The 12073-nt window shown below is 59.9% G+C and carries 10 protein-coding genes; 3 read left to right on the top strand and 7 right to left on the bottom strand.

Annotated features, from left to right (window positions below):
- The 3 genes from BM341_RS16925 to BM341_RS16915 form a co-directional block, all read right to left on the bottom strand.
- Window positions 1-96 (bottom strand): DUF3618 domain-containing protein (locus BM341_RS16925; RefSeq protein ID WP_139233031.1); only part of this gene is annotated, 96 nt, incomplete at its 3' end.
- Window positions 93-557: a phage holin family protein gene (locus BM341_RS16920; protein ID WP_089797235.1), complete on the bottom strand. Its 465-nt coding sequence runs from the start codon at window positions 555-557 to the stop codon at window positions 93-95. The genes BM341_RS16925 and BM341_RS16920, both read right to left, overlap by 4 nt.
- A 78-nt stretch (window positions 558-635) precedes the next feature.
- Window positions 636-1211 (bottom strand): hypothetical protein, encoded by a 576-nt coding sequence (locus BM341_RS16915; RefSeq protein ID WP_089797234.1) that lies wholly within the window; start codon window positions 1209-1211, stop codon window positions 636-638.
- A gap of 456 nt (window positions 1212-1667) precedes the next feature.
- Here BM341_RS16915 and BM341_RS19090 point away from each other — a divergent pair, with 456 nt between their 5' ends.
- Window positions 1668-2423, top strand: coding sequence for a 7-cyano-7-deazaguanine synthase (locus BM341_RS19090; RefSeq protein ID WP_139233030.1), 756 nt, complete (start codon window positions 1668-1670; stop codon window positions 2421-2423).
- A gap of 97 nt (window positions 2424-2520) precedes the next feature.
- Here the strand turns inward: BM341_RS19090 and BM341_RS16910 are convergent, their stop codons facing one another.
- The 4 genes from BM341_RS16910 to BM341_RS16895 all read right to left on the bottom strand — a co-directional run bounded on the left by BM341_RS16910 (window position 2521) and on the right by BM341_RS16895 (window position 8118).
- The gene (locus tag BM341_RS16910; RefSeq protein WP_089797233.1) at window positions 2521-2976 is read right to left on the bottom strand and encodes a PA2171 family ribosome-binding persister protein; all 456 of its coding nucleotides are present in this window, start codon (window positions 2974-2976) and stop codon (window positions 2521-2523) included.
- Between the two features lie 79 nt (window positions 2977-3055).
- Window positions 3056-4573 carry an NAD(P)H-dependent oxidoreductase gene (locus BM341_RS16905; protein WP_089797232.1) on the bottom strand — a complete coding sequence of 506 codons (1518 nt, stop codon included), beginning with the start codon at window positions 4571-4573 and terminating at the stop codon, window positions 3056-3058.
- A gap of 40 nt (window positions 4574-4613) precedes the next feature.
- The gene (locus BM341_RS16900) at window positions 4614-5468 is read right to left on the bottom strand and encodes an SDR family oxidoreductase (RefSeq protein ID WP_089797231.1); all 855 of its coding nucleotides are present in this window, start codon (window positions 5466-5468) and stop codon (window positions 4614-4616) included.
- A 172-nt stretch (window positions 5469-5640) separates the two neighbouring features.
- Window positions 5641-8118 (bottom strand): glucose/quinate/shikimate family membrane-bound PQQ-dependent dehydrogenase, encoded by a 2478-nt coding sequence (locus tag BM341_RS16895; protein ID WP_089797230.1) that lies wholly within the window; start codon window positions 8116-8118, stop codon window positions 5641-5643.
- A gap of 485 nt (window positions 8119-8603) precedes the next feature.
- On the opposite strand from BM341_RS16895, the gene BM341_RS16890 reads away from it, so the two are divergent.
- Both BM341_RS16890 and BM341_RS16885 read left to right on the top strand, forming a co-directional pair.
- Window positions 8604-10646 (top strand): CocE/NonD family hydrolase, encoded by a 2043-nt coding sequence (locus BM341_RS16890; protein WP_175507893.1) that lies wholly within the window; start codon window positions 8604-8606, stop codon window positions 10644-10646.
- Window positions 10647-10675: 29 nt separating this feature from the next.
- On the top strand, window positions 10676-11950 hold the full coding sequence (locus BM341_RS16885) for a cytochrome P450 (RefSeq protein ID WP_089797229.1): 1275 nt from the start codon (window positions 10676-10678) through the stop codon (window positions 11948-11950).
- Window positions 11951-12073 lie beyond the last annotated feature (123 nt).

Raw genomic sequence — 12073 nt, 5'->3', positions numbered from 1 at the left:
CTCGATCTCGTGCAGGGTGCTGTCCAGGCGTTCGCGCGTCTCGTGGATATCGCTCTCGATCTCGTCGGGACTGCGCTGCTCGTCATGCTGGCTCATTTCAGCTCCTCCTTGGCATGCGCCTCGTGATGCCGGGCAAGCTCCCTGTCGTTCTGCAGGCTGGCCATCGTGCGGTTGGGCATGAGGTTCTGGGTCTGCAGCTTCTTGAGCCCGCTCTTGAGCATCACGTAGCCGACGATCGCGACCACCAGGCCGACGATGATCGCCGAGAGCCACGGCGTGGTATCGGGGGGCAGGACCTCGTTGAGCAGGAACACCGCGGCGGCCAGCAGTACCAGAAAGCCGCTGAACAGCACGGCCCCGGCGATGGCGATGGCGGCCACACCGTTCATGACCTGATGGGTCTTCTCCGACATCTCGGCTTTCGCCAGCTGGGTTTCCTGGCGCACGAGCGACCCCATCTCGCGGGTCAGCGTCGTCAACAGCGACCCCAGCGACGTGCCTTCGGACGTCGAGGTAGGGCCCGATGTCGAGGTGGTTCGATTATGCTCTGCATCCATGCTTGGTCGCCTCCGTGGCGATGACGGTCATAGAACGGGCCGGGCCCGCGCTCCGGCGCGGCCCGGCATTCACGGCCTTTAGAGGCCCGGCGTCTGGCTGCCCGGGTGGGTGACCCCGCCCGGGGTCCGCCCCGGGGCGTCCGGCGAGGTGTCCTGATAGGCGCCGCGCGAGGACGACGCGGCCGGGGTGGCGTCATGGCGGTGACGGCTCGAGCTGCGCAGGAACCGCGAGACGACAAAGCCTGCGGCGATCGCCCCGCCCATGAACAGCATCGGCTCGCGACGGCTGTAGGCCCCGGCGCTGCGCATCAGGCGCTGCAGGTCCTGGTGGCGCAGCTGGTCGGCGACACGGTCGGTCTGGTCGGCCAACTGGTTGGCCCAGCGCGAGAAGGTGGTCTGCTGCTGCTGGTCGAACTCGTCGCCCATCCTGTGCAGCGCCTGGGAGACCTTGTGCGTCTGCTCGGCGGCGGCGCTCTTCTGGTTGTCGAAGAGGCTGTTGACGCGCTGCTGGGCCGCGCCCTTGACGTCCTCGGCGCTCTCGCGCGCGCGCCCCTTGAGCTCGTCGCGCGTCCCGCCACTCGCGGGGGTCGACGGCGAACCGCCCGGCGGCATCGGCGAGGTCCCCGCACCACGGTGCTGGTCGTGTTCGTTCATCCGCTTACCTCCTTGTAGGGGCGACTAAGGGTGTTGCCCCGCTGGCTTCCGGGTCGGGCCGCGTGCTCGCGAGCCGCGGCCGACTAGTTGCAATATAGTGGGCGCGCGAAAGTTGTCAATGTGTGAGTAGGTCATATATCAGCTCTTAAACCATTTTTAATTAACTGCTTAATAACATGGGTTATTTAAATAAAAACCTACTTCGTGTCGGGCTGTTTGCCCTGGAAGAACCGCCGGTGGGAAAGGACCGTTATGGAGCGCTATAAATAGCTATTGATATCAAGGGTCGACAGCAAAATGAACGATGGCTAGGCTGGAGGGCGAAATGGATTGCTGCATGCTGTAGCCATGAGCCGCTATGGCTGATTTTTTTATCAGTTTCATTTACCTGGTTTACCAAGGAAGGTAATATGAAAAAACACTAATTAGATTCGTGTTAATGAAGGGAGAAGTTACGTGGATAAGGCTATTGATGTTTTCTGGACGGGAGGGTGGGACTCCTCCTATCGGGTTCTGTATGCCTCTGTGGTTGAAAAAAGGTTAATCAAACCGCATTACATTATTGATTTTGGAAGAAAGTCCAGTCTTCGTGAGCTTGAAGCAATATCCGATATAAGAAGAAAGCTTGAAAAAATAGACCCGGAAGCGGCCAAGAGAATTGGTGAGATTAAAATCACTCCGATTACCGAGATTGCTGACATCCCAGAAGTAACAGAATCTTTTAATAGGTTAAAAAAGCAAGCTCACCTTGGGAGCCAATACGACTGGCTATCGAGGTATGCAACTTCTCATAACATCGATGACCTTGAGCTGAGTGTTCATGTAGATGACAAGGCTTACTTTTTCCTGGAAGGAAGAGTGAAACAGGGAAAAGATGGTCGATGGAGAATGAGAGATGATGCTGAAGGAGACGTCAGGATTTTTTCATGCTTGACATTTCCGCTTCTTCAAATATCGAAAACGGAGATGCGTGAACAAGCCCAAAAACATGACTTTATAGATGCCTTGGAGAAGGCGTGGTTCTGCTTCAATCCGAAAAAGGGGAAGCCTTGCGGCGTATGTAATCCTTGCATTTACGCAGTAGAAGAAGGAATGGGCTACCGACTTTCAGGCAACGCCATGCTGAATTACAGGACTAGGCATATAAGAAAAATCGCCAAAGCCCCAGGTTATGTATCGAGAAATATCTACAGAAAGGCTAAGGGGCAATAAGGCGAAAGAAATCGTATTGGGCTAAGCTGTCATCCCGTCAGAGAGGTGACAGCTTCTTCGCTTATAACACCCATTAATCGATAGATGGCACGTCTAATTATTTCGCCATCAGCTGCGCCTTGCGCTCTTCCATCTGTTCGCCGAGCTGTTCGAGTTCATTTTCCGAGATGAACTGGCGGGCGTGTTCGAACATTTCATCTTCTTCCTCGGAGGCATGATGTTCGACCAGCTCCTTCAAGACTTTCGCCTTGCCGGAAAACTCGGTACTGGCTGGGTCGGTTTGTTTCAGGTCCGGCATTACCTGGTCTTCGACGGCGCGATGTTCCTCCCGGGCTTCGTGATAGAGCCTTTCGTCTTCCTTTTTCTTGGCCGCTTTCAGGAAGGCGGGATAGAAGATCTCTTCCTCGATCTGTGTGTGAACGTGGAGTTCTTTTTCGATCTTGGTCAGCAACTCCGGGCGCTTCTTCGCGGCCTGCTCGGTGGTTTCGACCAATTGGGTCAGCAAATCGAGAACCTTTTCGTGGTCCTGCTTGAGCAGATCCAGGGCATTCATGATGTAACCTCCTGTCGGCATCAATGTTAAGCATTAACTTATGGGGTCAAGCGAGTGAGCCAGCCCCCAAGTGGGTTCTTCAGAATAGATGAAACAAGGGAAAGAGCCCGAACCACAGCACGTAACTGAGTGAAGCGGCCATCAGGCCGTCGATGCGCCCGGGCGGCTTGGGTGTTCGAAGCTGGCGGATAAGCCACCAGGCGAGCAGGCTACCATGCGGTACTACGGCGAGGGCAATACCGCCGTAGGCGCCTTCGGCGAGTTCCATGGCCTGCCATATCACCGCGCAAACGGCAGCCAGCACGGTAAATACCAGCGCCACCCACAGGGCGCCGCCTCTTCCCAGGCGCACCGCCAGCGTGCGCTTGCCCGCCGCGGCGTCGGCCTCGAGATCGGGAATGCCGGACAGGGTAATCGCCGGGAGGATGGCAAGCAGCAGCGGCACGCTCAGCCACCAGGGCAGCGAGTCATGCCAGGCGCCGCCCAGGAAAACATAGCCACACAGCAGGACTCCGATACTGTGCGTGATCGCCACATCGAGCTCGCCCAGGCCGCGATAGCAGAACTTCAGCGGTGGGGCGGTATAGCCGAGGGCCAGGATCGCCAGCCCGCCCAGCACGAGCAGGATGGCGGCCGGCGCCGCCGGTGCGATGGCCATGAGCCAAACAGAACCGAACAGCCCGCCCAGCAGCGTGACGCTAATGCCGGTCCTGACCTCGCGACGGCTTAGCAGGCCTTCGACCAGCACGCGCGATCCACCGGTCAGGGCGCTGTAGAAGCGATTATTACGGTCGGACTCCAGATCGACCAGCTCATTGGTCAACACGGTGGCGACCTCGAGCAGGAACAGGCATAAATAGCCAAGCCAGAAGACCGCATTGCCGAACACGCCTTGCTCGGGAGAGGCCGCAAGCCCGCCGATCGCATAGGCCACCCAGGTCATTGGGTAGAATTGCAGTCGCACGGCCTTGAGCCAGGCACCCACCTTGTGACGCACTTTCTCGCCTGGCGTGATCCGGCCGCGCGCCAGTTGACGTCCCAGGCGATTGGCTCGCGCCAGCCAGGCCTCGCGCTGTACTCCCGAGGCATCCTTGACCGACCCGAAGGCCACGGCACGCACCGGGCGGATGCCGCAGAAGCCCAGGGTCGCCCGCCCCATGGCGTTTCTGCCCGGTTCGCGGTAGAGCAGGCGATGGATCAAGGGCGGCGTATCCATGGTGGTGATCAGCTGTGCCGAGCGCCCCTTGAGCAGCCCCTCATAGCCGATGCCGCCCTCGCAGGTGCGAAACGCGAAGCCCGGCGACATCATCCGATCGAGAAATCCCTTGAGCAGCGCCGGCGTCGTTCCCCACCAGGTGGGATAGACGAACACCAGGTGATCGGCCCAGCGGATGAGCTCGCGCGCCTGCTCGAGATCCGCTTCCAGCGCCTGATCATTGGGCGAGATCATATGCACATGCGGGTCGAAGTCCAGCTCCGACAGGTTGAGCCGGCGCAGCGCCACACCCGCGGCGCGCACACCGTCACAGAACGCATCGGCGAGTGCCCCGCACAGGCTGTCGGCGCGCGGATGACCCAGGATGACCAGTACGTTCATCAATGGTCTCCCTGGCACGGCGTCGAGCGGCTATTGGCGATCAGGTGTTCAACACCACGCCGCCATTCAGGTGCAACGTCTGGCCGGTCATGTAGGAGGATTCCTCGCTGGCGAGATAGACGTAGGCGGGACCCATCTCGCTGGGCTGACCGGCGCGGTCCATCGGCACCTGTCCGCCGAAGCTGGCGACTTTCTCGTCGCCGAAACTGGCCGGAATCAAGGGCGTCCAGACCGGCCCGGGGGCTACGGCGTTGACCCGGATGCCCCGGTCGACCAGGCCGGTCGCCAGCGAGCGCACCAGCCCCTGGATGGCGCCCTTGGTGGCGCTATAGTCGATCAGGGTGTCGTTGCCCTTGAAGGCATTGACCGACGAGGTGGCGATGATCGTATCGCCCTCGTTCATGTGGGGCAGCGCCGCCTTGACCAGATAGAAATGGCTGAAGATATTGGTCTTGAAGGTGCGTAGCAGTTGATCGTCGGGAATGTCGGTAATGTCGTCCCAGTCGTATTGCTCGGCGGCATTGTTGACTAGGATGTTGAGTTTGCCGAACTGCTCGAGTGTCTGGTCGACAATCTCGCGGCAGAACGCGGGGTCACCGACATCGCCCTTGAGCACCAGGCAACGACGCCCCTCGGCCTCGACGAGCGCCCGCGTATCCTCGGCATCGCGATCCTCCTCGAGGTGGACGATCACGCTATCGGCCCCTTCGCGGGCGTAGTGGATCGCCACGGCGCGCCCGATGCCGCTGTCGCCTCCCGTGATGATCGCCACCTTGTCCTTCAGTTTATCCACACCCTGATAGCTGGTCCGGATGAATTCCGGCTCGGGACGCATGTCATGCTCATCGCCCGGCTGGGTATCTTGATGCTGGGGAGGTTGTTTCTGCTCGGACATGTGCTGTCACTCCTTTGCTCACACCTACAAAACGTCGCTGATAGGCAACTGACACCTTCTTCCCTGGGTGTCGTCAACGACTTGAAGATAGAAGACCACAGCGATTTCGCCCACTCATTCGGCTAGGGCCCCGCTCACTCGGCCGGGTTCCACTCACTCAGCCGGGTTCCATTCACTCAGGTAGTGCATAAGCGATGATGGCATCGCCGGCCTTGGTACCCAGCGACCCATGGCCGCCCGCCACAACCAGCACCATCTGACGGCCCTGGGAGTCGCGATAGGTCATCGGTGTGGCCTGCCCGCCGGCAGGCAGGCGGTCTTCCCAGAGCTGCTCGCCGGTCGTCACATCATAGGCCCTGACGTAATAATCCAGAGTACCGCTCATGAACGCGACGCCACCCGCCGTCATGACCGGGCCACCGAGATCCGGCACGCCCATCCTGAACGGCAGCGGCAGCGGGGCGAGGTCGCGCACGGTGCCATTGCGATGTTGCCAGACAACCTCGCCGGTGCGCAGATCGGCGCCCGCGACCATGCCCCAGGGCGGTTGCTGGCAGGGCAGGTCGATGGGTGACATGAAGGGCATGAGTGCTACCGCGTAAGGCGCGCCGAAGTTCTCGTTGATGCCGGGGCCGGGCGCGTCCAGGCTGACATGCACGCTATCCTCGTCGTCGCGCGGGATCAGGCGCGACACGAAGGCGAGATAGCCCGGTGTGGTGAAGGCGACCTGGCGGACCGGGTCGACGGCGATGCTCCCCCAGTTGAAGACACCGAAATTGCCCGGGTAAATCAACGTGCCGTTGATGGACGGCGGGGTGTAGCGACCCTCGTAGTCGAGCTTGCGAAACGCGATGCGGCAGGCCAACTGGTCGAAGAGCGTCGCCCCCCACATGTCCGACTCCTCCAGCGCCGGCGGCTCCAGGGAGAGCGCCGAGGCCGGTTGGGTGGGATGGGCGATATCGGGCAGTTGCGTCGATTGGGATACGTCTTCTTCTTCGACCGGCAGGATTGGCTCGCCGGTCTCGCGGTTGAGCACGAAAAGATCGCCCTGCTTGGTGGGCGCCACCAGCGCCGGCACCTTGCCTTCCGGCATGTCCAGGTCGATCAGGCTGGGTTGGGAGGGCACATCGTAATCCCACAGGTCGTGATGAACGGTCTGGAAGACCCACTCGACCCGACCATCGGCCAGGTCGAGCGCCACGATCGACGTGGAGAAGCGCTCGGTGAGTTCGTCGCGCTCGGCACCCCACTGGTCGGGGGGCTGGTTGCCCATGGGCAGATAGACCATGCCGAGGCTTTCATCGACGCTGGCGATCGACCACATGTTGGGGCCGTTGGCGGTGTAGAAGTCCCCATCATCGATGGGGTCCGTTTCGTCGGGGTTGCCCGGGTCCCAGTTCCAGACCAGCTCACCGCTCTGGACATCGTAGGCGCGGATCACGCCCGAGGTGTTGTCGGTGGTCACATTGTCGTTGATCGCGCCCCCGACGATCACCAGGTCCCGGGTGACCACGGGGGGCGAGGTCGAGTAATAGAAGCCCGGCCGGTAGTTCGGCATGTTGGCCGACAGGTCGATGGCGCCCTTATCGCCGAAGTCCTCGCAAACGCGGCCGCTCTCGGCATCGAGGGCGAAGAGGCGGGCATCGGCGGTCGGCATGAAGATGCGCCGCTGACAGAGCGTCTCGCTAGCTTCGCCGTCGGTATCGATAGCGGCATCGGCTGTCGCGTTTGCCGTCTCGTCGGCGGTGGTCTCGTTCGCCGTCGCGTCAGTCTCGCCGGTGCCGGGATGATACGAGACGCCGCGGCAGGTCTGGTGCTGACGGTTGATGTTCTGCGGAGACTGCGGATCGAAGCGCCACTTCTCGCTGCCGTCGTCGGCATCGAGCGCGATGACCAGGCTATGCGGCGTACACAGGTAAAGCGTGTCGTCCACCTTGAGGGGCGTCACTTCGTAGGTCGTCTCGATGGGGTCGCCCGGGCCGCGCGTATCGCCGGTATGGAAGGTCCAGGCGACCTCAAGCTCGCCCACGTTCTCTGGTGTGATCTCGTTCAGCGGCGAGTAGCGCTGGCCATATCCGGTCCGGCCATAGGCATGCCACTCGCCGTCGGCGATACCCTCGAGCAGGCCATCGTTGTGGGCGCCTTCGTCCTGGGATGGGCTCGCCACCGCTTCGGGCAGCTGGCCCTGGATAGCGTGCGGATCGGTGAATAGCGAGACCAGCGCCACGATCGCCGACACGACCACGGCGGCAGCCAGTGGGGCCATGGTCGGCCAGTCGAATGCCGAGCTGAATGATCTGGCGGTAGCAGGCCTCGGGGAGCGTGACGATGTCGGGGTGCCCAACGCCCGGGTAACCCAGGGCGTGAGCAACCACAGGCCAATCAAGACGACCAGGCTGCAACGCGGCACCAACGCCCACCAGTCGAGCCCGACTTCCCATAACGCCCATAGCAGCGTGACGATCACGACCGCGGCATAGACCCACAGGGCCGCGATATGGCGCTTGATCAACAGGACGCCGGTGACCAGAAACCCTATCGACGCCAACAGGTAAAACCAGCTGCCTCCGAGTGCCGCGAGCCATATACCGCCGACAGCGAGGCCCACCCCCAACAGCACCAGGATCCCTCCCGTGATTGCCGCTGCCATTTTCTTCTCCTTGGCCTTGTCCGGTCGTCTTGTTGAAACCTGTTGAAACAAGCCGTACGTGAGTCGCGCATACCCTCGAGCAGGATAGTCAGTGACCCATTTATTCGGTTATTTAGCGTTATCAGCATAGGAGCAGATAATGACCGCGTACAATAAGTAAAATTTAAAATAGAGTATTTTTTATTAGCTATGTTGTTCGATAAACGTCTTGGGATGCGCTGCAATAAGCGGGCCGTAAGCCAAGCTATGAAAATTTAAATTAAATTACGTTAATTAACAGTCAACTCATAGGCTTTGGCAGGACGCCTTAATCTTGGCTATCTTTTATCTGCTGATTTTCAGAGACATCAAAAATACCCTGAACTACGTAAGGTCACTGATCAGATGTCGGTAAAACCTTTGACTGCAATGGAGCGATAGGCGCTGGCGAAGCGTTAGGCGCTGGCAAGGAAGCATCGAAGGAAGAAAGCATCGAAGGAGGAACCGTGAATATCGTGGAGTCTTTCCCCTACAAGGTTCATGAAATAGAGAATGTGTTCATTCCGATGCGCGATGGCGCGCAACTGGCGGCACGCCTCTGGCTGCCTGAAGGTGCGGAAGGGGAGCCGGTGCCCGCGATCATGGAATACATTCCCTATCGCAAGCGCGACATTACCCGCGGCAGGGATGCCACCAACCAGCCGTATTTTGCGGGTCATGGTTATGCCTGCGTCAGGGTCGACATGCGAGGAAGCGGTGACTCGGATGGCGTGCTCTACGATGAATATACCCAGCAGGAGCAGGAAGATGGCGTCGATGCCATCGAGTGGATCGCGAAACAACCATGGTGTGATGGCAATGTCGGCATGATGGGAATTTCATGGGGGGGCTTCAACAGCCTCCAGGTCGCGGCCAAACAGCCCCCCGCACTGAAAGGCATTATCAGCCTCTGCTCCAGCGATGACCTGTATGCCGACAACATGCACTTCATGGGCGGCTGCCTGCTCGGCGATAACCTCTCGGAAGCCACGGTGATGTTCGCCTTCAACAGCCTGCCCCCCGACCCGCAGATCGTTGGCGACCGCTGGCGTGACATGTGGTTCGAACGACTGGAAAAGAGCGGGCTATGGCTGGAAGACTGGCTCGAGAATCAGCGTCGCAACGCGTACTGGACCAAGAGTTCGGTCTGCGAGGATTACTCGGCTATCCAATGTCCCGTCTATGCGATTGGCGGTTGGGCCGATGGCTTCACCAATACGGTCCTTCGCCTGTTGGAACACCTCGAGGTCCCGCGCAAGGGGCTGATCGGGCCATGGGGCCACAAGTATCCTCATCAAGGCATCCCGGGGCCGGCGATAGGCTTTTTGCAGGAGGCCTTGCGCTGGTGGGACCACTGGCTGAAAGGCAAGGACAACGGCATCATGGAGGATCCCCCGTTGCGCGCCTGGTTGCAGGATAGCGTGGCACCCGATAACTCCTACCATCATCGGCCCGGCCGCTGGATCAGCGATCCCGGATGGCCATCGCGCCACGTCAAGGAAACGCCTTTCCCGCTGGGCCCCTATACCATCGATCTGGGCGAGGAAGACAGCAACGCGCATCAGCAGGATAACCACGATGCCGCTCTGGTCATTCAGTCGCCGTTGAGTGTTGGCCTGTTTGCGGGTAAGTGGTGCTCCTATGCGGCGACCCCCGATCTGCCGGGGGACCAGCGCGAGGAAGATGGCGGCTCGCTGGTCTTCACCAGCCGGGCGCTGGACGAGCCGCTCGAAATCTTCGGCATGCCGTCGGTGGAGTTCGAGCTTTCGGCGGACAAGCCGCAGGGAATGATAGCCGTCCGCCTGTCGGATGTAGCCGAGGATGGCAAGGCCACGCGGGTCACCTACGGTCTGTTGAACCTCACCCACCGAGACAGCGACGCCGAGCCGGAGCCGATGGAGCCGCATCGTCGCTACCGAGTAAGAGTCAATCTGAACGGGATCGCCCAACGCTTTCCGGCCGGCCATCGGCTGAGAATTTCGCTCTCGACCTCTTATTGGCCGTTGGCATGGTTACCTCCCGAGCCGGTAAAGGTCACCGTGTATCCCGCTAGCAGTTCGTTGCATCTGCCGATTCGCACGCCATGCGAGACACAGGCCGATGAGTTCCCGTTCCAGGAGCCGGAAGGCGCTCCCCCTCTCGAGACCACCACACTCGAGCCGAGCGAGCATAACTGGCTGCTCCATCGCGACCTGGCCTCCAAGACATCGGTACTGGAGGTGGTGAATGACCAGGGGCGTTTTCGCATCGATGATATCGGCACGGAAATTCGTCGCAGTAATCGCGAATGGTATACCAACACCGACGATACCTTTACCTCAGCAAAAGGCGAAACTTACACCGAGCACGCGTTCAAGCGCGATGAATGGGACGTGGAAATCTATACCCGGACGATATTGACCTGCACGGAAGACACCTTTGTGATCCATGCCCAGCTCGACGCCTACGAAGATAATTACCGGGTCTTCTCGAAAAATTGGGAAAGGTTAATTCCCAGGGATAATGTCTAGCTGCGTCAGTCAGTGCCAAGGAGGGCAACATGGCGGAACTTCCCCGTGAGGCAGCGTTTGACAGTACCCTCAGCTTCTTGCGTGAAGGGTACTCTTTCATATCGCGGCGCTGTCGGCGTCATGGCTCGGATATCTTCGAAGCGCGCCTGATGCTGGAAAAGACGCTTCTGTGTCGGGGGGAAGAGGCGGCAAGGATGTTCTATGACGGCGAACGCTTCAAGCGCGAGGGGGCCGCCCCCAAGCGTTTGCAGAAGACCCTGTTCGGTGAGGGCGCGGTGCAGGGGCTCGATGGCGAAAAGCACCTGCAGCGCAAAGAACTCTTCATGCCGTTACTCAACGACGAACATATCAAGTCCCTGGTCAGAGTGGCCCGGCAATACTGGCTAGCGCGCCTGCCGCAATGGGAAAAGGCCCCCGAGGTGGTGCTCTTTGACGAGATGCAGGAAATCCTCTGCCAAGGCGTTTGTGACTGGGCGGGTGTGCCATTGGCAGAAGACGAGGTTGGGCAAAAAACACGAGACATTTCGCTGCTGATCGACAGCCCGGCTGCCCTGGGCATGAAGCATCTGAAAGGTCGCTTGGCAAGAAAGCGAACCGAGACATGGGGGGCCAGTCTCGTCGACGAGGTAAGAAAAGGGGCACTGGCTGTTAACGAGAATACGGTGCTGCACCGAGTCGCCTGGCATCAGGAAAGCGGCGGCACTCTGCTCGCCCCCGCTATCGCTGCGGTCGAGTTGCTCAATATCCTCCGGCCGGTAGTGGCCGTTGCCTACTTCATCACCTTTGCAGCGCATGCCTTGTATCGACACCCCGAATGCCGACTGGCACTGCAGGAAGCGTACCAAGGCAACCACGAGGGGATTTCCTACCCTCACTGGTTCAATGAAGAAGTCCGCCGTTACTATCCTTTCTTCCCCTGCGTGGTCGCCCGGGTGCGCGAGCGCTTCGAATGGAAGGGAATCACCTTTCCTGAGGGACGCCGGGTCATCCTCGACCTTTACGGCACCAACCATCACGAAGCGCAGTGGGAAAGCCCCGATCGTTTCGAACCTCGGCGTTTCGAAGGCTGGCAAGATAATGGTTTTACGCTGATTCCTCAGGGCGGTGGCGAGGCCTCGTGTCACCATCGATGCCCCGGCGAAAAAATCGCGCTAGGCCTGATGAACATGGCCACCCGGATGCTGACTAGCGCGCTTGCCTATGAGGTGCCTGCCCAGGATCTGGAAATCCCCTATAACAGCATGCCGGCGTTGCCCAGAAGCCGGTTTGTCATCAACCATGTTCAAGCGTCACGCGCGCTCTGACGCCATGCCGGTATGGGACTTCATTGCAATTCAGGTTCCAAGTATTCCTGTTTTATATCAACCCGCTAGTGCCTCGGCATGAGGCGATAGCGGGAGTAATCAAGACCGGGTCCTCCAGACCGG

Origin of the sequence: Halomonas korlensis (genome assembly GCF_900116705.1) — a bacterium.
In the GTDB taxonomy this organism is placed as follows: Bacteria; Pseudomonadota; Gammaproteobacteria; order Pseudomonadales; family Halomonadaceae; genus Halomonas; species Halomonas korlensis.
Note: the sequence above shows the minus strand (reverse complement) of the source record. Positions and strands in the feature narration are given on the sequence as shown.

Excerpts from the sequence above, each read along its gene's own strand:
- BM341_RS16910 (WP_089797233.1), bottom strand. The coding sequence starts at position 2,976 with ATGAATGCCCTGGATCTGCTCAAGCAGGACCACGAAAAGGTTCTCGAT.
- BM341_RS16885 (WP_089797229.1), top strand. The coding sequence starts at position 10,676 with ATGGCGGAACTTCCCCGTGAGGCAGCGTTTGACAGTACCCTCAGCTTC.
- BM341_RS16895 (WP_089797230.1), bottom strand. The coding sequence starts at position 8,118 with ATGGCAGCGGCAATCACGGGAGGGATCCTGGTGCTGTTGGGGGTGGGC.
- BM341_RS16905 (WP_089797232.1), bottom strand. The coding sequence starts at position 4,573 with ATGAACGTACTGGTCATCCTGGGTCATCCGCGCGCCGACAGCCTGTGC.
- BM341_RS16920 (WP_089797235.1), bottom strand. The coding sequence starts at position 557 with ATGGATGCAGAGCATAATCGAACCACCTCGACATCGGGCCCTACCTCG.
- BM341_RS16915 (WP_089797234.1), bottom strand. The coding sequence starts at position 1,211 with ATGAACGAACACGACCAGCACCGTGGTGCGGGGACCTCGCCGATGCCG.
- BM341_RS16900 (WP_089797231.1), bottom strand. The coding sequence starts at position 5,468 with ATGTCCGAGCAGAAACAACCTCCCCAGCATCAAGATACCCAGCCGGGC.